We start from the raw sequence: 22,115 nt of genomic DNA on the forward strand, positions 1-22,115 counted from the left end.
TTCGCCTCACAAGGATAATTGGTCGGCCAAGTAATGGCTTCGAGGTGCAGCGTACCTTATTAATTGGCCGGCCAAGGTAAAATCGGTGTGGCAGGTAGGATCGACGCACCGGAGGACGGTCCGGGCGGCGCCCCACCATCGGGACCCCGACGCACACGACGCAGGAGGAACGTTCCATGACCCCGGAAGCCGCCCCGGAAACGCCCGCGCCCGCGCAGTGCGCGGCAGTGCCGGGCGCCGTGCTGGACGGCCCGGTCAGTCACGCGATCAGCCGGGTGGCTCGACTCCACCGGATCGCCGCGGGCCGCCTACTGCGGGACCTGGGACTGCATCCGGGCCAGGAGTTCCTGATGATGCACTTGTGGGACAACGGGGCCGTGCGCCAGTCGGAGCTGATCAAGGCGGTCGGGCTCGACCCGTCCACGGTGACCAAGATGCTCCAGCGCCTCGAACAGTCCGGCCATGTACGGCGCCGCCCCGACCCGGCCGACCGGCGCGCCTCCCTGGTCGAGGCGACGGAGGCGAGCTGCGAGCTCCTCGCCGAGGTGAGCCGCGCGTGGGGCGAGCTGGAGCGCCAGACCCTGGACGGTCTGGACGGTGCCGAGCGCGCCGAGCTGGGCCGCCTGCTGGGCAAGGTGGAGGCTTCCTTGTGCGGGGCGGCCGCCCGGGGCGCCGACGCCGGATGCGCGAGCACGGGCGAGGGGCCGATCGGCTGCTGAGCGCCGGCCTCCCGACCCGCCCGCCGAGGGCCGGGTGCTGCCGCCCTCCTGCTTCCCACGTCCCACCTCCCACCGGGACGGTTCCGGCATGCCCGCCCGCGGCGCGCGTCGTAGCGTTGTCCCGTGCGCCACACCACAGCGGCCGCGGCCCTGACGGCCGCCCTGTGCGCGGCCGCACTGGCCTGCTCCACGCAGGCCGCCCCGCCGGTCCTGCCCACCGGACCGCCCGTCCCTCCCGCCCGATTCGCCTCGCGCGTCACCGCCGTACCGCAGGCGAAACTGGGCGCTTCCCACCGGGCAGGCTGCCCGGTCCCGCCGGAGCGGCTCCGCCTGATCCGGATGAACCACTGGGGCTTCGACGGCCGCGTCCACGCGGGTGAGATGGTCGCCCACGAGAACGCCGTCACCCCTCTCCTCCACGTCTTCGAGCGGGCCTTCGCGGCGCGCTTCCCGATCCGCCGGATGCGCGTGATGGCCGAGTACCGCAACGACGAGCAGGCCATGGCCGACGACAACACGTCGGGCTTCAACTGCCGCCCCGTCACCGGTGACCCCCGGCGCCTGTCACGGCACGCCTGGGGCGACGCCGTCGACATCAACCCCGCCGAGAATCCGTACGTCGACGTCAACGGGACCGTCCATCCGCCCCGTGCACGCCCCCACCTGCAGCGGTCACCGGCCCGCGCGGGCCAGATCCACCCGGACGACGCCGTCTCCGCGGCTTTCCGCGAGGCGGGTTGGCAGTGGGGCGGCCGCTGGGCCAATCCGGACTACCAGCACTTCTCCGCCAACGGCGGGTAGCCCCCGAGCCCCGGGCCCACCCGACCGCCGGACCGCCGGACCGCCGCGCGGGTGACTCCGGCGTGTGCGCGACGGCTCCTCTCCCGGCGCCCCCTAAAGTCGCTAATCGATACGATTTCGTCCTTTTTTGGGGGATTTGCATTGCGTCGACTCGCCGTTGCTCTCGCTTGCGCGACCGCCCTTTCCTGCGGCTCCCTCGTGAGCCCGCAGGCCGTATCGGCCCACACCGCGGCGGACGGCGGCCGGGGCACGAACATCCTGATCGTGGGCATCGACAGTCGCGCGGGGCTCTCCCGGGCCGAGAAGAACCGGCTCCACGTGGGCGGCAAAGGGTGCAACTGCACCGACGTCATGATGCTGGTGCACCTGTCCGAGGACCGGCACCGTGCGAGCGTCGTCTCCATCCCGCGCGACTCCTACGTCGAGTACGCCGGCACCGCCATGCCTCCGCGCAAGGGAAAGATCAACGGCGCGTTCGCCCTCGGCGGCGGCCCGCTCGCGGTCGCCACCGTCGAGAAGGCCACCGGACTCCGCGTCGACCACTACCTGGAGACCGGCTTCGCGGGCTTCGAGCGGACCGTGGACAACCTCGGCGGCGCCACCGTGTGCACCGACAGGCCGCTCAAGGACGAGAACTCCGGCCTGGACATCGGAGCCGGACGCCACCACGCCGACGGCAACCAGGCCCTGCGCTACGCCCGGGCTCGGCACGTCAACCTCCGGCCGGGCGACCTGGGCCGCGTCCGGCGCCAGCAGCGCCTGGTCAACGACCTGCTGGCCCGGCTCACCCTGGAGGGCGCGCTGGCCGACCCCGCACGCACGGCGCGGACCGTACACACCCTGCTGAAGACCGTGCGCACCGATACCCGTACGGGCCCGGGAGACCTGATCCGCATCGGCTGGGCGCTCGGCCGCCTGCGGGCGGACCGGACCGAGTTCGCCACCGTCCCGATCCGGCTCTTCGACCACCGCGTGCCCGGCGTGGGGTCCACCCTCGTGTGGGACGAGACGCGGGCCGCCGCGTTGTGGGAGGCCCTGGGCGCGGACCGTCCGATCACCGGCGACACCCGGATCCAGCCCGTCGCCGAGAACCCGGCGCCCACGAACCCCGCGGCCGTCTCGGTCCGGGTGGACGACGCCACCGTGGCCGCGGCCCTGCGCCGCAATGGTTTCGCCGTCACCGACACGTCCGCGTCCGCGCCCCCGGTCCGCCCGGCGGGGCCGCCCGTCATCCGGTACGCCCCGGGCCAGGAGGAGCACGCGGCGACCCTTGCGGCGGCGCTGCCCGGCTCCCGGACGGAGGCGGTGCCCGGACACGACGCGCACTTCGACGTCGCCGTCGGAGCGGAGCCGGCGCTGGTCAGGACCGTCACCTACGACCGCAACATCGCCGACGGCGCCCCCGTGACCGGCGACCGCCTACGCTGCGCCGAGGCACCCGGAGCGGCGCCCGCGGGCCGGTCGTGAGACGGGCCTCCGGCGCCGGCAGCGCCCCCGACCCCGGCGGGTCGAGCGGACCACGGCACTGAGCGTGGGCGACGCCCTCCGGCCCGCGGAGGCGCGCCCGGGCACGAGAGGAGCGGCGCATGCACCACGAGGACGGGACCCGCACGCCGCGGTCTGCCACCGGGCACGGCCGTCCGCGCTGCGGGCGCGGCCCTGCCAGGGACCGGTCCGGCCGACACGGGGCCGTGCTGGCGCTCGCCCTGACCGCCGCCCTCGCCTCGGCCGTCGCCGGCGCCGTCCTGCCTCACGGACTACTCCTCGCGGCCGGGCTGATCGCGGCGGCGGTGACGGTCATCCGCTCCGACACGAACCGGCGGAAGCGTGAACGGCTGCCGTGAGGCGGCGCGCCCCCCGGTCTCAGCGGTCCCGCGACACCGGTTCCGGCAGGGCCGAGGCAGTGTCCGGCACCGTGTCGGCGGACCGACCGGCCGTACGCCGGCGCGCGGCGAACCGGGCCGCGAGGGGCTGGGTGTACCGGGCGGTGAGCGGCCCCATGACGACAAGGATGAACACGTAGGCGGTGGCGAGCGGCCCGAGCGCCGGTTCGATGCCGGCGGTGACGGCGAGTCCTGCGATAACGATGGAGAACTCGCCCCGGGCCACGAGCGTGCCGCCCGCCCGCCAACGGCCCTTCACTCCGATACCGGCCCGCCTGGCCGCCCAGTAACCGGTGGCGATCTTCGTTCCGGCGGTGACGACAGCCAGCGCGAGCGCGGGCAGCAGCACCGGCGGGATGCTCGCCGGGTCGGTGTGCAGGCCGAAGAACACGAAGAACACGGCCGCGAACAGGTCCCTCAGCGGGCTGAGCAGCGTGTGGGTGCCCTCGGCGACCTCGCCCGACAGCGCGATGCCGACCAGGAACGCCCCGACGGCGGCGGATACCTGCAGCTGCTGGGCGATTCCCGCCACCAGCAGGGTCAGACCGAGGACCACGAGCAGCAGCTTCTCCGGATCGTCGCTGGAGACGAAGCGCGAGATGAGCCGGCCGTAGCGGACGGCGACGAACAGGACCGCGCCCGCGACACCGAGGGCTATGGCGAGGGTGAGGCTGCCCGCCGCCAGGCTCACTCCGGCGAGCAGGGCGGTGATGATCGGCAGATAGACGGCCATGGCCAGGTCTTCGAGCACCAGGATGCTGAGGATGACCGGGGTCTCGCGGTTGCCGAGCCGGCCGAGGTCTCCCATGACCTTGGCGATGACTCCGGAGGACGAGATCCAGGTGACGCCGGCCAGGACGACGGCGGCAACCGGCCCCCAGCCCAACAGCAGGGCCGCGGCGGCACCGGGCAGCGCGTTGAGGGTGAAGTCGACGATCCCCGCCGGGTACTGGGTCTTGAGGTTGGAGACCAGGTCGCTCGCGGTGTACTCCAGACCCAGCATCAGCAGCAGGAGGATGACCCCGATCTCGGCGCCTATGGCGACGAACTCCTCGCTCGCGCCGAGCGGGAGGAGACCGCCGGTGCCGAAGGCCAGCCCGGCGAGCAGGTACAGGGGTATGGGCGAGAACTTCAGGCGGCCCGCGACCCGGCCCAGCAGACCCAGTCCCAGGATGATCGCTCCGAATTCGATGAGGAAGACGGCGGAATGCACTCGATCACTCCCTGCCGAGAATCGCCGCGGCGGCGTCCACGCCCTCGCGGGTGCCGATCAGGATGAGCGTGTCTCCACCGGCCAGGCGGAAGTCCGGGGCCGGGGAGGGACGGGCCTCGGCCCGTCGCAGCACCGCCACGACCGACACTCCGGTCTCGGTGCGCATACGGGTCTCGCCCAGCACACGGCCGTTCCAGTGCGAGTGCGCGGAGAGTTCGACGCGCTCGGCGACCAGGCCCAGGTCGGTGGTGTGCAGGAGGTTCGGACTGTGGTGCGCCGGCATCAGCGCGTCGATCAGCGAGGCTGTTTCCGGTCCCGTCAGGTGCAGCGACTCGGCACACGCGTCCGGATCGTCCGCACGGTACAGGCTGACCGTGCGCGTGCCGTCCCGGTGCGCGATGACCGACAGGTTGCGGTGTTCGCGGGTGGTGAGGTCGTACTGGACGCCGATGCCGGGCAGCGGCGTCGTACGCATCCGTGGAGCAGGCACAGCCCATCCCCCTCGTGTTGTGAGCGTTGTGACGGTGGTGCGGCACGCGGCGGACCCGGACTGACGGAACCGGCGCGGCGGGGTTCATGCTGCCACGTAGGCCGCGATCGCCATGACCGGAGTACGGACGTCGGAACGGCTCGGCAGGGACGCGACCGAGGGGCGGGACGGGACGAAGCCGCCGGGCCGGAGGGGGGTGTGGGCCCGTCGTCGTACCCGCGAACCCTCCCGGGGGGCCCGGGCACCTCGTCCCACCCGGTCAACTCGCCTGACCACAGTCGCTGTTCGCGCTTCACGGCCCAAGGGTCGCCCGACGAGAGCAGCACAAGGAGCACCACAACAGACTGAACGTTTTCTCGCTTCTCACACAAACGTACTTGCCGACTGGTTTTCTTTCGGTTCACCCGATTACATTGACGGCACACCACAGCGGACACCCCACCGACAGCGACCGGGAGGACCACCACGTGGCGAGGGCCAGACAGGAACGGGCCGAAATCACCCGTCAGGCCATCCTCGACGGCGCGGCCATCGCGTTCGACGACTGCGGATTCGAGGGCACCAGCCTCAGCGACGTGGTCAGGCACGCCGGAGTCACCAAGGGTGCCCTCTACTTCCACTTCCCGTCCAAGCAGGCCCTCGCCCGCACGCTGATGGACGAGCAGTTCCGGGTCGCGGAGAACGTGCCGGCGATCGAGAACCCGGGACTGCAGACCATCATCGACCTGAGCCACCGGATGGCCCACGGACTGCGCACCGACGTCCGGGTCCGGGCCGGCATCCGTCTGGTCATCGAGTTCGGCTCCTTCACCAGCCCCGACCCGACGCCGTACGACGCCTGGATCGACACCTGCCGCACCTGCCTGACACCCGCCCAGCAGAACGGTGACATCCACCCCTCCCTGGACGTGGGCGCCCTCTCGGCCCTCCTCGTCGCCGCGTTCACGGGCATCCAGGTCACCTCGCACGTCCGCACCCGCCGCGAGGACCTCCACCACCGTGTCACCGATCTGTGGAACTTCCTGCTCCCCACCATCGTCCCCACGGACCGCATGGCCCGCTTCCACCCCACCGGCACACCGCACTCGCACGGCGCAGCCGTCAACTGACGACACGCGCACGGACGCACGGACGCACGGACGCACCAGGGCGGCGTCGCACACGCCGTGGCGAACCACGGGGGTGCTCGCCACGGCGTGAGCGAGACCGCCCTGCCCACACCAGCCACACCACCGGCCGCGGCGCATTCACCGCGCCGCGGCCGGCGCCTGTCACGTGTGCGGGCCGGTGCCGTGTGCGAACGCGAGGACGGACGCGGCCGCTTCGCCCAGACTCCTGAAGTGGCGGTGCACCCCGGCCACCGCTTCGGGAGCGTTGACCCCCCAGACCGTCATCCCCGCGCGCAGCCCGGAGCGGACTCCGGACGGCGCGTCCTCGATGACCAGGCAGTCCCGCGGCTCTGCTCCCAGTCGCGCGGCGGCCAGCAGGTACGGCACCGGCGACGGCTTGCCCTCGGCCACGGAGGCGGCATCGACGACGACCTCCGGCACGGGCAGGCCGGTCCGGGCGAAGCGCCCGCGCACCCGGTGCTCGTAGTTCGACGTGACGAGCGCCCACGACCCGGACGGCAGCGCCTCCAACAGTCCGGCCGCACCCTCGAACGCGCCGTAGGTGCCCGAGCGGACGTCCTCGTCCTCCAGAGCGTGCAGCATCGCCAGGCACTGTTCGGGGTCCCGCTCCGGAGCGACCTCGGCGAAGGTCTCCACCGGCCTGGTGCGCAGTGCCACCCGGTGCACCTCGTCGGGATCCAGCCCGTGGCGGCGCGCCCATTCACCCCACATGCGGCGCTGGTTGTCCACGGCGTCGATCAGTGTGCCGTCGACGTCGAACAGGACGCACTTCTTCGCTCCGGGGCGGGCGGGTTCGGCGATCACCCCCCGATCATGCCACCCCTCCCACCTTCCTCGAACAAGGGTTCACCGGACCATCCTGTCAGCCCCTCACGGGCGTTTCGACGTGCGCGACCGGACCGTCATCGGCGACCGTGGACCCGCCACAGGCGCCGACCGAACCGACAACGTCTCCGAGGAGACCCCGTGAACTGGACCATCGAAGTCGTCCCCGTCCCCGTCACCGACATGGACCGTGCGAAGGAGTTTTACGCCGGGAAGGTCGGCTTCGCGGTCGACCTTGACGACGAGGTCGCCCCCGGAGTGCGCGTCATCCAGCTGACGCCGCCCGGCTCACGGTGCTCCGTCGCCCTGCTCCAGGGCATGCCCACACCGCCCGGCGTGAAGGTCATGACCCCGGGCACCCTGCATGGCCTGCAGATGTGCGTGACCGACATCGAGGCCGCCCGGGCGACCCTGGCCGAGCGCGGGGTGCCCGTCTCCCCCGTGCGCCATCTCGGCGACGCGGGCTGGGCAGACGGCAAGGGTGGCACCTGGAACTCCTTCCTCTCCTTCGAGGATCCCGACGGCAACGGCTGGCTGGTTCAGGAGGCCCCCTCGGACCTCGGCGAACGCTGACCCCGCGCACGTCGGCCCCTCACGTCGCACAAGGAGGGCGACGGCACCGGAAGGGCCTCGCCCCGGCCCTCACGCGCCCCGGGAGTCCACGTCCTCCATGAAGGCCAGCATCCTGGCGTTGACCAGCTCGGGGTGGTCGATCTGCGGCCCGTGCCCGGTGGCGGCGAGGATCTCGGCCCGGGCGCCGGGTACGAGGCGCGGTACGCGCTCCACTTGCCGCTTCGGGTGCACGAGCAGGCTTCGCTTGCCCATGATCAGGTAGAACGGCGTCCTGATGGAGCCCAGTTCCGCGTCCGACAGAGGCAGCGGGGCGGGCCTGCGGATCCGGAAGGCCCGCACGCCGGCCTGGACCCACGCACGGAGTTCGGGTACGACGATCACCGGCTGCTCCAGCCACTTGGCGAGACGGGGGCGCCAGGCCTTGGGAGCGAAGGTGGCGAAGAGGCTGGCGAAGATCCAGAAGAAGAAGCGCAGCCCGACCTTCTCCAGGCCGCCCGGGTCGAGGGCGGTGACGGAGGCCAGGCGTCCGGGCCGGAGGTGGGCCTGGTTGATGACCAGCCAGCCCCCGTACGAGGAGCCGACCAGGTGGACCTCGTCCAGGCCGAGCGCGTCAAGGGCCTCCTCCATCCACTGGGCCGCGCGCTCGGGCTGCCACATCGGCTCGCGATGGACGCTGCGGCCGGGGTCGCCGGGCGTGTCGAGGGCATAGACGGGCCGGTCGGCGCTCAGGGCTCGGGTGTTCGGGTACCACTGGGCGGAACACCCGCCCGAACCGTGTATCAGGACCACGGGCGTGCGGGATTCGGCGGCCGGGTCCGCGGGGCCGTAGCGGTAGACGTGGGTCGTGCCGAAGCTCGTCTCCACGTCCGTCTCGGAGCGGGCGGGCGCGCCCATCGCGTAGAGGGCGTCACAGGCGGCGAAGTACCGGTCCCGCAGGGTGTCGCTCACATAGTGGCCGATGTCGCGGCGCACGCGGGGTCGGGTCGCGGTCTGGGGCACGGGGCACCTCCGGGAAGATCCGTTCTTCGTAATACGAACGTACCATGAAAATGGTACGGCGGTACCATGAAAAGGGCCGGCGCCGCCGGAGCCCTCACCACCACCGACGGGCGGAGACGGGACGACACATGCCGAAGCGCGTGGACCACGAGGAACGGCGGACGCAGATCGCCGAGGCGCTCGTCCGGGTCGCCGGACGGCGCGGACTGCATGCCGTCGGCATGAGGGACGTGGCAGCTGAGGCCGGCGTGTCACTCCGGCTCGTGCAGTACTACTTCCAGACCAAGGAGAAGCTGCTCTTCTACGGGCTGCAGCACCTCACCGACCGCTTCACCGCGCGGGTGGGGGCCCGACTGGACGCCGTCAGCCCGGATCCCGGGGTGCGCGCGACCGTCGAGGCGATCCTCCTGGCCTCCCTGCCCGTGGACGAGGAGAGCCGCACCTTCCATCTCCTCTACAGCTCCTACTCGATCCTGTCCGTGACGGACGACGCCCTCGCCGCCCAGCCGTTCATCGACAAGCCGGACGCCGCCGAGGACGCGCTGACCGGGCTGCTCCGGCAGGCTCAGGAAGGCGGTCTGGCCGATCCGGACGCCGACGCGCGCACCGAGGCGATCAGCCTCCTCGCGATGGCGGCGACGATGGGCACCAGCATCCTCGTGGGCCAGCGGCGGCCGGAATCGGCCGTCGCGGTGCTCCGCCACCACCTGGACCGGATCTTCACCCCCGCGCGGCGGCCGTCGGCCGACGGAGCGCCGGACCCCGGAGAGGCCCGGCCCACCGGCGGCTGAGAGCCGGGGCGGGCGGGCAGCCGCACGGGGTCGGAGTGCCGCCCGGTGCGGCGCGGGGCCCGGATCCCCGACGGGCCGAGCCGGCGTCGGGCATCGAGCACCCGGATTCCGGCATCCGACATCCGACCCGACGACAAGCGGCGGGCGGCGCGCCCCTCCCCGGGTTTCCGGGTCCGAGGTGTGCGCCGCCCGCCGCCGGGCCGGGACTGCCGTGGATCAGTCGGTGCCGAACTCCATCGCGGCACGGTCGAGCATCTGCTCATCGTCGCCCTCGGCCCGGCCTCGGGAGGCGATGACCTCGGCGCCGCCCTCCGGCATCGCGCCGATCAGGCCCGTCGAGGCGGCCTGGGCGGCCCCGATGAGCGTCTCGTGCGTGTTGCCGACGATGCCGAGGGCGGCGTACTGCTCCAGCTTGGCGCGCGAGTCGGCGATGTCGAGGTTGCGCATGGTGAGCTGTCCGATCCGGTCCACCGGGCCGAAGGCCGAGTCCTCGGTGCGCTCCATGGACAACTTGTCCGGGTGGTAGCTGAAGGCGGGACCCGTGGTGTCCATGATCGAGTAGTCCTCGCCGCGCCGGAGCCGCAGCGTGACCTCACCGGTGACGGCGGCGCCGACCCAGCGCTGGAGGGACTCGCGGATCATCAGCGCCTGCGGGTCCAGCCAGCGACCCTCGTACATGAGGCGACCCAGCCGCCGGCCTTCGTTGTGGTACTGCGCGAGGGTGTCCTCGTTGTGGATCGCGTTGACGAGGCGCTCGTACGCCGCGTGCAGCAGCGCCAGGCCGGGGGCCTCGTAGATGCCGCGGCTCTTGGCCTCGATGATCCGGTTCTCGATCTGGTCGGACATGCCCAGGCCGTGTCGGCCGCCGATGGCGTTGGCCTCCATCACCAGGTCGACGGCGGAGGCGAACTCCTTGCCGTTGATCGTCACCGGGCGGCCCTGGTCGAAGCCGATGGTCACGTCCTCGGCGGCGATCTCCACCGAGGGGTCCCAGAACCGCACGCCCATGATCGGCTCGACGGTCTCGACACCCGTGTCGAGGTGCTCCAGGGTCTTGGCCTCGTGGGTGGCGCCCCAGATGTTGGCGTCCGTGGAGTAGGCCTTCTCGGTGCTGTCGCGGTAGGGGAGGCCGTGGGCGAGCAGCCACTCCGACATCTCCTTGCGGCCGCCGAGCTCGGCGACGAAGTCCGCGTCCAGCCAGGGCTTGTAAATGCGCAGGTGCGGGTTGGCCAGCAGGCCGTAGCGGTAGAACCGCTCGATGTCGTTGCCCTTGAAGGTCGAGCCGTCGCCCCAGATCTGGACGTCGTCCTCGAGCATCGCGCGCACCAGCAGGGTGCCGGTGACGGCACGGCCGAGCGGCGTGGTGTTGAAGTACGCCCGACCGCCGGAGCGGATGTGGAAGGCACCGCAGGTGAGCGCGGCCAGCCCCTCCTCGACCAGCGCGGCGCGGCAGTCGACCAGGCGGGCGATCTCGGCGCCGTACGCCGACGCGCGGGCGGGCACCGACGCGATGTCGGGCTCGTCGTACTGGCCGATGTCGGCGGTGTAGGTGCACGGGACGGCGCCCTTGTCGCGCATCCACGCGACCGCGACGGAGGTGTCGAGTCCGCCGGAGAAGGCGATGCCGACGCGCTCGCCGGCGGGAAGGGAGGTGAGGACCTTAGACATAGGAAGAGTATGCAGGCTCACGCATGTTCATGCAATCTGGTGGGCGTGTCGACCGGTCCTTACAGGCGCAGGACGACCAGGACCGTGTCGTCGGTGACGCCGACGGGCGGCACCAGATCGGCCAGGAGGGCGTCCGCGAGCACGGCGGGATCGGCGCCCCGGTGGCGGGCCAGTGCGTCGGCGAGCCTGCCCAGGCCCGTGTCGATGTCCTCGCGCCGGCGCTCGACGAGCCCGTCGGTGTAGAGGACCAGGACCGAGCCCTCGGTGTAGGCGGTACGGGCCTGGGGACGCGGCGCGTGTTCGGGGCGGGCACCGAGCGGCGGGTCGGTGGCCCCGTCGAGGAAGACGACCGTGCCGTCGGGGCCGCAGAGCGCGGGCGGAAGGTGGCCGGCGCTGCTGTACGTCAGGGTGCGGCTGTTCCAGTCGATGAAGACCGAGACGGCGGTGGTGGACTCGGCTCCGGCGACGGAGCGGGCATAGAGGCCGAGCACCTCCAAAGCCTGGGCGGGGCCCTCGGCGACGAGCGAGGCGGCGGACAGGGCACTGCGCAGCTGCCCCATGACCCCGGCCGCGCCCAGTCCGTGGCCGACCACGTCTCCGACGGCGACGATGGTGCAGCCGGGGGTGTCGACGAGGTCGTACCAGTCCCCGCACACGTTCAGGGCCGCGGCGGCGGGGCGGTAGCGGACGGCCGCCTGGTGGTGGGCGAGGGGGCTCGGCTCGGGAAGCATCGACTCCTGGAGGTGGAGTGCCACCTCCCGTTCCCGCGCGTGGGCCCGGCGCAGCCGCTCGTTGAGCTCCTGGAGCTCCCGCGCCCGGCTGTAGAGCTCGGCCTCCAGCACCTGCGTCGCGCTCTCACCGCTGCGGGCCCCTCGGGCCCGGATCAGCTCGGTGACCTCCTCCACCCGGTGCAGAACGAGCGCCACGGCGCCGTCGGGGGCGAGGACGGGGACGTTGACCGGGCTCCAGTACCGCTCCTGCCAGACCCCCGGCCGTTCGGGGTCCTCCACGTCGTAGCGCTGGATGGCCATGGCGTCGCGCTCCCCGGTGGCCACGACCCGCTCCAGCGAGGTGCGCATGTTGCGGGTGCCCGTCGCGGCCGGGTCGTTGGGGTTGTCGGGGAAGGCGTCGAAGATGTGGCGGCCGATGACCTGCTCGCGGGTGCGGCCCGCCACGGACAGGTACGCGGCGTTGACGTCCAGGTACACCAGATCAGGGGTCAGCAGCGCGGCCGCGCCCGGCAGCGCGTGGAACACCGCCCGGTAGTCGATCCCGGATCCGTTCACGATCCACCTGTCCGTGTGCTTCCGTCCTGGTCGTGAGGTTCCTCCCACGATAGGCGCGCTTGCACCGCGCGGCTTCGGCACGGGATTGCGCCTTGGTCCGTTCGGCGGCTCCCCCGGCCCCCGGGCCCCGGCGAGGTCGGGGGAGGCGGCGGGGCGGGGTGTGCGGCCCGGGCCGGGGAGGCCGGCCCCGGGCACCCGGGGGACCGGCCCGGCGCTCGTGTGGCGGGCGTCCGGACCCTCGGCTTCCGGCCCGGGCCGACGGTCGTGTGATCATGTCCGTCGGCACAACCGGCACCTCATGGGGGGACCATGCGCACCCGCACCACCAACGCCACCACCGGCCTCGTCACCGCGCTCGGGCTGATACTCGCCCTGGCCGGCTGCAGCACCGCCTCCGACGGGGGCAGGCCCGCCCAGGCCGGTCCCACGGCGTCCGCCCCGGCCGCGCCGAACGGCGGCGGCGCCGGGTTCGACGGGCCGCGGCCGCAGGACCAGAACCTGCTGGCCTGGACCGGCGACCCCAATGACGCCGGCCATGTCACGGCCCAGTCGTCGGCGGGGGTCGGCGGCCGGATCACGCTGGTGCGGATCGTCCTGCGCGAGCAGGTCACCTGGTCGAACATCTGGCTGGGGCTGGCCGGCCTGGACCCGAACGCCCAGCTGGCCGACTGCTACCTCGGCGTGTACGACGCCAAGGGCACGCTGGTCGGATCCACTGCCGACATCTCGCCCCAGCTGATGACCGACGCCATCGCCAAGCCGCTGCCCCTCGCGAAGCCCTTCACGGCCGCCCCCGGCACGTACTTCATCGCGCTGCTGCTGAACGGCAACTGGGCCACCAACGCCCTCACCCTGAAGTCCACGGGCGCCGGCATCTCCGTCAACGCCGGGCTGACGCCGCCTCACCTGCGCTACAGCAGCATCCTGACCGGACAGAGGTCGCTGCCCACCACCGTGGACCTCGGAGCGCAGTCCACGGCCACCATCAACACCGGCTGGGCCAGCCAGTGGTACGCCGTCTCCTGAAGCCGCGCACCCGCCGGGGGCGGGCACCGATGCCGCTCCGCGGTTCGCCGTACCCGTCGCCGCCGTGCCGGCCCCGGCGAGCCGCCGGTCGTCACACGTCGGCGCCGGCGGCGCTCACCCGGATCTTGGACTGGCCGTGGCCGAGCTCCTCCCAGTCCTCCATGAAGCGGGCGGCAAGTCCGTGCCGGGCGGCGAGGTCCACGAGGGTCTGCGTCCGGTAGTAGAAGTCCTCGCGCAGGACGTGGTGCTCGGTGCCGGTGGTGCGGTCGAAGGTGAAGTCGAAGTGGCCGCCGGGCGCGAGGACGCGGCCCACGTGGGCCAGGCACTCGCCGATCACCTCGATCGGCGAGTGCGAGAAGACGCTGTGGGCGTGGACGACGTCGAAATAGCCGTCGGGCAGGAAGTCCAGCCTCAGGTTACGGGTGATCGTCAGGTGCGGGACCTTGGCCTGCAGGCCCCGGTCGGTCAGCGTCTGCTTGGCGGCGATGAGGATGTCGGGCGAGATGTCGATGCCGTAGTAGTGCCCCGCGTCGAGGTACTCGATGAAGCGCCAGCCGGCGCGCAGGTTGCCGCAGCCGATGTCGAGCATCCGGGACCCGGGCCGCAGTCCGTGACCGAGCAGGTAGTCGAACTGCATCTTCCCGAGGGCGAGCCAGCGTTCGTGGGTCTGGCTGCCGACGGCGGCCTCGGGACTGCGGCGCGTGTCCGAGGCCATCACCGCCCGGTAGTAGCTCACGTGGTCGGGGTGCTTGAAGGCCAGCCACCGGTCGCGGGCGGCGCGCCTGAGGTACGGGGCGATGCGGTGCGGGCGGCTCGCGGCGTAGCGAACCTTGTGGACGAGGGATTCCCGGTTGGCTGTGAGGTTCTTCTTGGTGGCCATGAGCACTCCGTCTTCGTCGCGAGGCGAGAGCCCGGTGCGGCAGCGGGGATCGGGATCCGCTGCCCCCCGGAAGGACCTTCGAGACCCACCACGCGCCGGTCGCCGACGTGCACGAACCAGGGGAAGTGACGCGCGCACGAGGCCGCTCCGGGCGCGCGACGGCACACTGGCGGCGAGACGTCGGCGCGGACGGGACGAGCAGCACACGGGATCGGGGTTTTGTGGTGTTCTGTCCCAGATTGCCACTCGACTGCCGCCCGGCCTGCACAACGCGCCCCAGGAATCGCGCCCCAGGAATCGCACCCCGCGAACCGGACCGGCGGCGATCCCGGCGGCCGTTCATACGACCACCGGATGCCCGATGCCCCCTCCCGGTGGGGATCCGCGCCGCCTGCGACACCCCGGCCGCAACGCGGGACGGGGTCTCACGGCCGGTGCGCGCGCCGTCAGCCGGTGGCGGTGGGCCGCTCCTGGAGCAGCAGACGGGTGCGGAAGAGGTCGAGGACGGCGTTCAGGGCCTCCCGGGTGGGCCGGCCCGGTTCGTCGACGAGGTGCTCCGTCAGGACGGAGTGCGGCGGCAGGGGGCTCGCGGGGTTCGCGTCGCTGTCGTCCAGCTCGACGGCGACGAAGGCGTCGCCCAGTTCGCGCCGGAGGTAGGCGAACCGGTCGCCCGGGACCAGCCGGTCGCCCCGGAAGCGCAGTCCGAGGACCTGCAGCCCTTCGCGCTCGCAGCGTCCGCGGACCACGGCGAGGTCCTCCGGACTGATGTCGATGGCGGCGGCGCGGCCCGGAGTGAGGGGCAGGGGCAACGACGGCTGGGAGAGCACCGGGGCGATCAGGCGTTCGTCCGTGGCCATCGCCAGGGCGAAGCCTCCGGTCAGACACATGCCGACGGCGCCCACACCGGGACCGCCGCACCGCTCGTGTTCGGCGGCGGCCAGGGCCCGCAGCCAGCCCACGACCCGCGAGCTGCGTCCCGTGGCCAGCAGGGTGAACTCCCGGCTGACGCAGACCCGCCACATGGTCGACGCCGTGTAGCGCCCGCTGTTCGCCCAGCCGACGCTGCGCGGGTCCGGGTCGCGTCCGGGCTCGCCGAAGAGCACCGGGAGCACGGCGGTGCAGCCCGCCGCGGCCACCCGTTCGGCGAACGCGATGACCTTGGGGGTGATGCCCGGGACCTCCGCCATGACGATCACGGCAGGGCCCGTGCCCGCGCGCAGTACGCGGCGGGTCGCGCCGTCGTGGGTGAACGAACCTTCGGTGAAGCCGGTCAGGTCGTGGTTCGGCACGTGCCCGTTCCTTCCGTCGGCGCTTCTGGGCCGCGCTCAAGTTACCGGCAGGTAGGGCATCGTGGTCAACCCACCTGGATACCGATCACACAAGTGTCGTCGTCCGTGTCCGACCGGCTCCCGGCCAGGAGGCGGTCCAACCGTGCGTCCAGGTCCCCCGCTCCGGCAGCGGCCGCGTTCACCAGGTGGCCCAGCGAGTCCTGAACCGAGGAGTCCCGGCGCTCCACGAGCCCGTCCGTGTACATCAGCAGGGTGTCGTCCGGTTCCAGCCGGACCTCCCGCTCGCCGTACGCGACGTCCGGCAGGGCGCCGAGGAGCAGGCCCTCGATCAGCGGGAAGGCCTCCGCCTGGTCTCCGCGGACGAGTACGGGCGGCAGGTGGCCCGCGCGCGCCCAGCGCAGCAGCCGTGTGCCCGGGTCGTAGAGGCCGCACACGGCGGTGGCGGTCACGTGCTTGGCCAGGTGGTGGGTGACCGTGTTCAGCCAGGACAGCAGCTGGCCCGGACCCGCGCCGGTCACGGCCAGGCCGCGCAGGGCGTTGCGCAGCACGACCATGCCGGTGGCGGCCTCGATGCCGTGCCCGGCGACGTCGCCCACCGACAGCATGATCAGGCCGGAGGGCAGGACCACGGTGTCGTACCAGTCGCCGCCGACGAGCGACTCGGTCTCGGCCGGCCGGTAGCGGACGGCGACCCGCATCCCCGGGGCCTCGATGGCCGGTGGCGTGGGCGGCATGATGGCGTGCTGGAGCTGGAGCGCCAGCCGGTTGCGTTCGGCGGACTCGGCCTCGGTGTGGGCGAGCTGGTCCCTGGTCGCGGCCAGCGCCACCTCGGTCCAGTGCTGGGCCGAGATGTCCTGGTAGGCGCCCCGTACGGCGTGCAGCCGACGGTCCGCGTCGAGGACGGGCTCGGCCACCACCCGGATGTGGCGGGTGATTCCGTCGGGCCGCTGGAGGCGGAAGTTGACCGAGGAGGGGCGGCGGTGGCCCAGCAGCGCCCGCAGGAAACGGCCGAGGGCGGCCGAGTCGTCCGGATGGGCGTGGCCGGGAAGTTCCCGCAGCCGTACGGGGTCCGCGGTGGCCGGGAGCCCGTGCAAGGCGTAGAGCTGTGCGTTCCAGGTGGTCTCCCCGGTCGCGAGGTTCTCCTCGAAACCACCGATGCGGCCCAGGCGCTGGGCGTGCTGGAGGAGGTTGGCCAGTCGGGCCGTCTCGTCCTCGATCCGCCAGATGAGGAGGACGGCGGCGCCGTGGCGGCTGACGCTGATGTCCGCGACCGAGGTGAGCGGGATCTGGTCGACCAGCGCGGTCAGGCTCATGCGTTCGGCCCGGAACGGCTCGCCCGTCGCGTGGACGCGCTCGATGATGTCGAACAGCCCGTTCTCGGCGGCGGCCATCGGGTAGGCCTCCAGCAGCAGCGCCCCGTTGACGTCGCCGCGCGGCCGTCCCACGGGATCGACGAACCGGCTGCCGACGTGCCGGATCCTGAAGTCGGTGAGGCGGCCCTCGGAGTCGAGGACCGGGGTGAGCACCACGGCAGGGTCCTGAAGACCCTCGGCGAGGTCGGTGAGTTCCGCTACGTCCGGGAGCACCGCGTCGCCGACCGCCGGATCGCCGGGCGGCGCGGCGTCCATGGTGCGGGCGCACAGCTCGGCGAGAGCCTCGACCTGGCGCTCGATCTGCGGCGGCTGCGGGGCCAGGGGCTGGGGCCAGCAGATCTCCAGGACACCGTGGATCCGTCCCCCCGTCCCGGTCGGTACGGCCATCCGTCCGCCGTCGGGCCACTGGAGGTGGCCGATCGAGGGGAGGCCGGTGCGTCGGGTGCGGGGCAGGGTGACCAGTCGGCGCTCCCGCAGTGCGAGACCGGCGACGGTGGAGACGCCCGGGGGTACGTGGCGCCAGCGGGCGGCCTCCCCGGGCGGGAACCCGGCGTGTCCGGCGAGGGCCAGCGAGCCGTCGGGGACGGCGGTCCAGACGGCCACCGCGACGGCTCCGAGCGGGTCGAGGGCATGGGTCAGGAGAGAATCGGCCACGGCCTGGGTGTCGGAGGCCGCGGCCAGCATGCCGCTCTCCGCGGTACGCAGCCGGACCGAGACCGTCGGGTGCCCCACAGGGTCGTCATCGGTACCGGCACGGTCGACGAACGCCGCCGCGATCTCGCTGACGTGGTCGCGGGACGCCTGGTTGACGATGTCGGCGGCGAGTTCGAGGCGCGACGTGCCGCTCTCCCGGCACAGTAGGTCGAGCTGGCGTGCCGCCGCGGCCGGGGTGCAGTTCAGCTGACCGATGAGGATGCCCTTGGCCAGTTCGACCAGCGCCCGGCCGTCCGCGGCGGCCTGCGCCTCCAGCACCTCCCGGCGCAGCCGTTCGACGGTGGCGACGAGCCGCCCCAGCGGCGTCGGGGACTGCTGCGGGACGGTGCGGGCGGCGACCGGTGCCGACGGCGGCTGGACGGCTTCCTGCCGTGTCGTGTCCCCGGTCACCGCGTCAGCCAGTGGCGGACGCGGGCGATGAGGTCGTCGGCGTCGACGGGCTTGGTGACGTAGTCGCTGGCGCCGGCTGCGAGGCTCTTCTCCCGGTCCCCGGGCATCGCCTTGGCGGTGACCGCGATGATGGGCAGGGCCTCGTAGGCCGGCATCCGCCGGATCTCGGCGGTGGCCGCGTAGCCGTCCAGTTCCGGCATCATCACGTCCATCAGGATCAGGGCGACGTCCGCGTTGGCGATGAGGGCGTCGATCCCCTTGCGGCCGTCCTCGGCGTGGAGCACGCGGATGCCGTGCAGCTCCAGGATCCCGCTGAGGGCGAAGAGGTTGCGAGCGTCGTCGTCGACGACGAGGACGGTGCGTCCGGCCAGGTCGGCGTCGGGCAGGTGGGCGTCCTGCTGCCCCGCGTCCGCCTGCCTGTGGGGCACTACGTCCCCAGGCTGTTCGGCGGACAGGTGGAGGGCGATGCGTTCGCGCAGCTCGTCCAGGCTGGACAGCAGTTCCACCCGGCGCGAGACGGCCCGCTCGCGCAGCGCTGCCTCCTGCCGGCCGGTCCGGCCCCGGGGGTTGTCATGGGCGAGGACGGGGAGCGAGGAGAGGGCCGGGTCGCCGTTGAGCGCGTCGAGGAAACGCAGCGCCTCGCCCCCGGGCATGTCCAGTTCCAGCACGACGCAGTGGAACGCGTCGGACGCCAGCGCGGCGGCCGCCTCCCGCGAGCTGGTGGCGCCCACCACCTGGATGCCGCCGCGCTCCCCGGCCGCGTGCCGACGGGGGACGAGGTCGCGGTCGGCGCTCTCGGCGACGAGGGAGAGCAGGCCACCCGGCCGCTCCTCGATCACCAGCAGACGACGGGGGCGGCGCTGCGCCGGAAGCGCCGCGGCGGTCCTGCGGCCGCCCGGATCGGACGCCTGGGTGCCGCCCCCGGGCGAGCGCGTCCCGGCCGGCTCGCCGTGCGGGCCGTCCTCGTAGTCGGCGCGGCTGACGGGCAGGTAAAGGGTGAAGGTGCTGCCCTGGCCGGGGGTGCTCTCGGCGGTGACGGCTCCGCCGAGGAGCTGGGCGATCTCGCGGCTGATGGAGAGGCCGAGGCCGGTGCCGCCGTACTTGCGGCTGGTGGTTCCGTCGGCCTGCTGGAAGGCGCCGAAGACGGACTCCAGCTGCTGTTCGGGAATGCCGATGCCGGTGTCCCGAACCCGGAAGGCGAGCATGGGGGCGCGGCGGGAGACCCCGGCGGGGATCTCCGGGGCCGTCGCCGGTTCGATGCGCAGCTCGACGCCGCCGCGTTCGGTGAACTTGACGGCGTTGGAGAGCAGGTTGCGCAGGATCTGGCGCAGCCGCGCGTCGTCGGTGAGCAGGTCGCCGGGCGCGTCGGGGGCGGTGGTGACGGTGAAGTCCAGGCTCTTCTGCGTGGTCATCGGGCGGAAGGTGGCGTCGACGTACTCCAGCAGCTGGGGCAGGTGCACCAGCTCGGGGTTGACGTCCATCTTGCCTGCCTCGACCTTCGACAGGTCGAGGATGTCGTTGATCAGCTGGAGCAGGTCGGAGCCGGCCGAGTGGATGATGCCCGCGTACTCGACCTGCTTGGGGGTGAGGTTGCGGGTGGGGTTCTGCGCCAGCAACTGGGCCAGGATGAGGAGGCTGTTGAGCGGGGTGCGCAGCTCGTGGCTCATGTTGGCCAGGAACTCCGACTTGTAGGTGGAGGCCAGCGACAGCTGCTGCGCCCGGGCCTCCAGTTCCTGCCGGGCCTGCTCGATCTCCAGGTTCTTGGCCTCGATGTCGCTGTTCTGGCTGGCGAGGAGGGCGGCCTTCTCCTCCAGTTCGGCGTTGGAACGCTGGAGTTCCTCCTGCTGGACCTGGAGTTCCTCCGAGCGGGCCTGCAGTTCGCCGGTGAGCCGTTGGGACTCGCCGAGGAGTTCGTCGGTGCGGGCGTTGGCGACGATCGTGTTGACGTTGGTGCCGATGGTCTCCATCAGCTGGGCGAGGAAGTCCCGGTGCACGGGGGTGAAGGCGCTGAAGGAGGCCAGTTCGATCACGCCGAGGACCTGGTCGTCGACGACGATCGGAAGGATGACCAGGCTGCCCGGAGTCGTGTGGCCGAGCCCGGAGGAGATGACGTAGTCGCCGGGGACCCGGTCGGTGGCGATGATCCGGTGGCTGCGGGCCGCCTGCCCGACGAGGGACTCGCCCAGGGCGAACCTCGTGCCCGCCGCGCTGCCCGCGGGGCGGCCGTAGGAGCCGACGAGGGTGAGCACGGTTCCGCGGGGGGCGTCCTCGGCGAGGTAGAAGGCGCCGTACTGGGCGGCGACCAGCGGCGTCAGTTCGTCCATGACGAGTTCGGCGACGGCGGCGAGATCCCGGTGGCCCTGCATCAGGCCGGAGATGCGGGCCAGGTTGGACTTGAGCCAGTCCTGCTCCTGGTTGGCCCGCGTGCTCTCGCGCAGGGATCCCACCATCGAGTTGATGTTGTCCTTGAGTTCCGCGACCTCACCGGAGGCGTCGACGGTGATCGAACGGGTCAGGTCGCCCTCGGCGACCGCGCTGGCGACCTCGGCGATGGCCCGCACCTGGCGGGTGAGGTTGCCGGCGAGTTCGTTGACGTTCTCGGTCAGCCGCTTCCAGGTGCCGGAGACCCCTTCGACCTCGGCCTGACCTCCGAGCCGGCCCTCGCTGCCGACCTCGCGGGCGACCCGGGTGACTTCCGCGGCGAACGCGGACAGCTGATCGACCATCGTGTTGATGGTGGTCTTCAGCTCCAGGATCTCGCCGCGGGCGTCCACGTCGATCTTCTTGGACAGGTCGCCGTTGGCGACGGCGGTGGTGACGAGGGCGATGTTGCGGACCTGGCCGGTGAGGTTGTTGGCCATGGAGTTCACGTTGTCCGTGAGGTCCTTCCAGGTGCCCGCCACGTTGGGGACCCGGGCCTGGCCGCCGAGCCGGCCCTCGGTGCCGACCTCGCGGGCCACCCGGGTCACCTCGTCGGCGAACGCGGACAGCGTGTCGACCATCGTGTTGATGACACCGGCGAGCGCGGCCACTTCGCCCTTCGCCTCGACGGTGATCTTCTGCGACAGGTCGCCGCGGGCGACGGCGGTGGCGACCTGGGCGATCGACCGGACCTGTCCGGTCAGGTTGGACGCCATGACGTTGACGTTGTCGGTGAGGTCCTCCCAGGTGCCGGAGACCCCCTGGACGGTGGCCTGGCCTCCCAGGTTGCCCTCGGTGCCGACCTCGCGGGCGACGCGCGTCACCTCGTCGGCGAACGCGGACAGCTGATCGACCATCGTGTTGATGGTCTCCTTCAGCTCCAGGATCTCCCCGCGCGCGTCCACCCTGATCTTCTGCGTCAGGTCGCCCTGGGCGACGGCGGTGGTGACCTCGGCGATCGATCGGACCTGGGCCGTCAGGTTGTCGGCCATGACATTGACCGATTCCGTGAGGTCCTTCCACGTTCCGGAGACGCCCTGGACGTCCGCCTGGCCGCCGAGCCGGCCCTCGGTGCCGACCTCGCGGGCCACCCGGGTCACCTCCCCGGCGAACGCGGACAGCTGATCGACCATCGTGTTGATGGTCTCCTTCAGCTCCAGGATCTCCCCGCGGGCAGTGACGGTGGCCTTCTGGGAGAGGTCGCCCTTGGCCACGGCTGTGGCCACTTGGGCGATGGAGCGCACCTGGGCGGTGAGATTTCCGGCCATGAAGTTGACCGAATCCGTGAGGTCCAGCCAGGCTCCCCCGACCCCGGGAACGTCCGCCTGACCGCCGAGCCGGCCCTCGGTGCCGACCTCGCGTGCGACCCTCGTGACCTCGGAGGTAAACAGCGACAGCTGGTTGACCATCCCGTTGAAGACGGTCGCGATCTCCCCGAGCAGCCCGTCCGCCCCGTCGGGCAGCCGGGTACGGAAGTCCCCGTCCCGCACAGCGGTCAGCCCGGCCAGCAACCGGCGCAGCTCCGACTCTCCGATTCCGCCACCCGGCAACGCCGCAGCGCCACCCCGTGGATCCGCGCCCGCCCGCTCGGCCATTCGTCACCCTCACTCTCGATACAACCGCGCCGATCCGCGGACAGGACAG

At 72.3% G+C, this 22,115-nt stretch carries 18 protein-coding genes; 8 read left to right on the top strand and 10 right to left on the bottom strand.

All coding sequences use genetic code 11. From position 1 onward, the window contains the following. Nucleotides 1–176: 176 nt before the first annotated feature. The 4 genes from R4Z63_RS00940 to R4Z63_RS00955 all read left to right on the top strand — a co-directional run bounded on the left by R4Z63_RS00940 (nt 177) and on the right by R4Z63_RS00955 (nt 3,364). Nucleotides 177–719: a MarR family winged helix-turn-helix transcriptional regulator gene (locus R4Z63_RS00940; RefSeq protein ID WP_384455769.1), complete on the top strand. Its 543-nt coding sequence runs from the start codon at nt 177–179 to the stop codon at nt 717–719. A gap of 123 nt (nt 720–842) precedes the next feature. After that, nucleotides 843–1,520: a M15 family metallopeptidase gene (locus R4Z63_RS00945; protein WP_063890592.1), complete on the top strand. Its 678-nt coding sequence runs from the start codon at nt 843–845 to the stop codon at nt 1,518–1,520. A gap of 198 nt (nt 1,521–1,718) precedes the next feature. Beyond that, a complete protein-coding gene (locus R4Z63_RS00950) occupies nt 1,719–2,987 on the top strand; it encodes an LCP family protein (protein ID WP_384827209.1) in 1,269 nt (422 codons plus the stop codon). A gap of 119 nt (nt 2,988–3,106) precedes the next feature. Further along, complete coding sequence (locus R4Z63_RS00955; RefSeq protein ID WP_384455775.1) at nt 3,107–3,364, top strand: hypothetical protein; 258 nt, start codon at nt 3,107–3,109, stop codon at nt 3,362–3,364. Nucleotides 3,365–3,383: 19 nt separating this feature from the next. Here R4Z63_RS00955 and R4Z63_RS00960 read toward each other — a convergent pair whose 3' ends face one another. Beyond that, nucleotides 3,384–4,616 carry a cation:proton antiporter gene (locus R4Z63_RS00960; protein WP_037922435.1) on the bottom strand — a complete coding sequence of 411 codons (1,233 nt, stop codon included), beginning with the start codon at nt 4,614–4,616 and terminating at the stop codon, nt 3,384–3,386. Between the two features lie 4 nt (nt 4,617–4,620). Further along, nucleotides 4,621–5,106 (bottom strand): cation:proton antiporter regulatory subunit, encoded by a 486-nt coding sequence (locus R4Z63_RS00965; protein ID WP_199838191.1) that lies wholly within the window; start codon nt 5,104–5,106, stop codon nt 4,621–4,623. A gap of 467 nt (nt 5,107–5,573) precedes the next feature. Between R4Z63_RS00965 and R4Z63_RS00970 the strand changes: the two genes are divergently transcribed. Continuing rightward, nucleotides 5,574–6,215 (top strand): ScbR family autoregulator-binding transcription factor, encoded by a 642-nt coding sequence (locus R4Z63_RS00970; protein WP_384455780.1) that lies wholly within the window; start codon nt 5,574–5,576, stop codon nt 6,213–6,215. Between the two features lie 162 nt (nt 6,216–6,377). On the opposite strand, the gene R4Z63_RS00975 is transcribed toward R4Z63_RS00970, so the two are convergent. Continuing rightward, nucleotides 6,378–7,040 (bottom strand): HAD family hydrolase, encoded by a 663-nt coding sequence (locus R4Z63_RS00975; RefSeq protein WP_384449000.1) that lies wholly within the window; start codon nt 7,038–7,040, stop codon nt 6,378–6,380. 162 nt (nt 7,041–7,202) lie between these two features. Between R4Z63_RS00975 and R4Z63_RS00980 the strand changes: the two genes are divergently transcribed. Further along, the gene (locus tag R4Z63_RS00980; RefSeq protein ID WP_037922425.1) at nt 7,203–7,634 is read left to right on the top strand and encodes a VOC family protein; all 432 of its coding nucleotides are present in this window, start codon (nt 7,203–7,205) and stop codon (nt 7,632–7,634) included. A 69-nt stretch (nt 7,635–7,703) separates the two neighbouring features. On the opposite strand, the gene R4Z63_RS00985 is transcribed toward R4Z63_RS00980, so the two are convergent. After that, on the bottom strand, nt 7,704–8,633 hold the full coding sequence (locus R4Z63_RS00985; RefSeq protein ID WP_384448996.1) for an alpha/beta fold hydrolase: 930 nt from the start codon (nt 8,631–8,633) through the stop codon (nt 7,704–7,706). A gap of 128 nt (nt 8,634–8,761) precedes the next feature. On the opposite strand from R4Z63_RS00985, the gene R4Z63_RS00990 reads away from it, so the two are divergent. After that, nucleotides 8,762–9,424: a TetR/AcrR family transcriptional regulator gene (locus R4Z63_RS00990; protein WP_384448993.1), complete on the top strand. Its 663-nt coding sequence runs from the start codon at nt 8,762–8,764 to the stop codon at nt 9,422–9,424. Nucleotides 9,425–9,640: 216 nt separating this feature from the next. Here the strand turns inward: R4Z63_RS00990 and argG are convergent, their stop codons facing one another. Both argG and R4Z63_RS01000 read right to left on the bottom strand, forming a co-directional pair. Then, nucleotides 9,641–11,092 carry an argininosuccinate synthase gene (argG, locus tag R4Z63_RS00995; RefSeq protein WP_037922417.1) on the bottom strand — a complete coding sequence of 484 codons (1,452 nt, stop codon included), beginning with the start codon at nt 11,090–11,092 and terminating at the stop codon, nt 9,641–9,643. 59 nt (nt 11,093–11,151) lie between these two features. Then, nucleotides 11,152–12,381 (bottom strand): PP2C family protein-serine/threonine phosphatase, encoded by a 1,230-nt coding sequence (locus tag R4Z63_RS01000; protein WP_384449013.1) that lies wholly within the window; start codon nt 12,379–12,381, stop codon nt 11,152–11,154. Between the two features lie 306 nt (nt 12,382–12,687). Here R4Z63_RS01000 and R4Z63_RS01005 point away from each other — a divergent pair, with 306 nt between their 5' ends. Then, entirely contained in the window at nt 12,688–13,404 is a 717-nt protein-coding gene (locus tag R4Z63_RS01005; protein ID WP_037922415.1) for a hypothetical protein, read from the top strand. Between the two features lie 91 nt (nt 13,405–13,495). Here R4Z63_RS01005 and R4Z63_RS01010 read toward each other — a convergent pair whose 3' ends face one another. The 4 genes from R4Z63_RS01010 to R4Z63_RS01025 all read right to left on the bottom strand — a co-directional run bounded on the left by R4Z63_RS01010 (nt 13,496) and on the right by R4Z63_RS01025 (nt 22,066). Then, nucleotides 13,496–14,284, bottom strand: coding sequence for a class I SAM-dependent methyltransferase (locus R4Z63_RS01010; protein ID WP_384448989.1), 789 nt, complete (start codon nt 14,282–14,284; stop codon nt 13,496–13,498). 446 nt (nt 14,285–14,730) lie between these two features. Next, the gene (locus tag R4Z63_RS01015; protein ID WP_384448986.1) at nt 14,731–15,573 is read right to left on the bottom strand and encodes a dienelactone hydrolase family protein; all 843 of its coding nucleotides are present in this window, start codon (nt 15,571–15,573) and stop codon (nt 14,731–14,733) included. A gap of 65 nt (nt 15,574–15,638) precedes the next feature. Then, the gene (locus tag R4Z63_RS01020; protein ID WP_384448983.1) at nt 15,639–18,050 is read right to left on the bottom strand and encodes a SpoIIE family protein phosphatase; all 2,412 of its coding nucleotides are present in this window, start codon (nt 18,048–18,050) and stop codon (nt 15,639–15,641) included. Beyond that, nucleotides 18,047–22,066, bottom strand: coding sequence for a HAMP domain-containing protein (locus tag R4Z63_RS01025; RefSeq protein WP_384448980.1), 4,020 nt, complete (start codon nt 22,064–22,066; stop codon nt 18,047–18,049). Before R4Z63_RS01025 ends, R4Z63_RS01020 begins: the two co-directional genes overlap by 4 nt. Nucleotides 22,067–22,115 lie beyond the last annotated feature (49 nt).

The sequence above is a fragment of the Streptomyces sp. PL-29 genome (assembly GCF_058344425.1).

Excerpts from the sequence above, each read along its gene's own strand:
- R4Z63_RS01005 (WP_037922415.1), top strand. The coding sequence starts at position 12,688 with ATGCGCACCCGCACCACCAACGCCACCACCGGCCTCGTCACCGCGCTC.
- argG (WP_037922417.1), bottom strand. The coding sequence starts at position 11,092 with ATGTCTAAGGTCCTCACCTCCCTTCCCGCCGGCGAGCGCGTCGGCATC.
- R4Z63_RS00940 (WP_384455769.1), top strand. The coding sequence starts at position 177 with ATGACCCCGGAAGCCGCCCCGGAAACGCCCGCGCCCGCGCAGTGCGCG.
- R4Z63_RS00990 (WP_384448993.1), top strand. The coding sequence starts at position 8,762 with ATGCCGAAGCGCGTGGACCACGAGGAACGGCGGACGCAGATCGCCGAG.
- R4Z63_RS01025 (WP_384448980.1), bottom strand. The coding sequence starts at position 22,066 with ATGGCCGAGCGGGCGGGCGCGGATCCACGGGGTGGCGCTGCGGCGTTG.
- R4Z63_RS01010 (WP_384448989.1), bottom strand. The coding sequence starts at position 14,284 with ATGGCCACCAAGAAGAACCTCACAGCCAACCGGGAATCCCTCGTCCAC.
- R4Z63_RS00955 (WP_384455775.1), top strand. The coding sequence starts at position 3,107 with ATGCACCACGAGGACGGGACCCGCACGCCGCGGTCTGCCACCGGGCAC.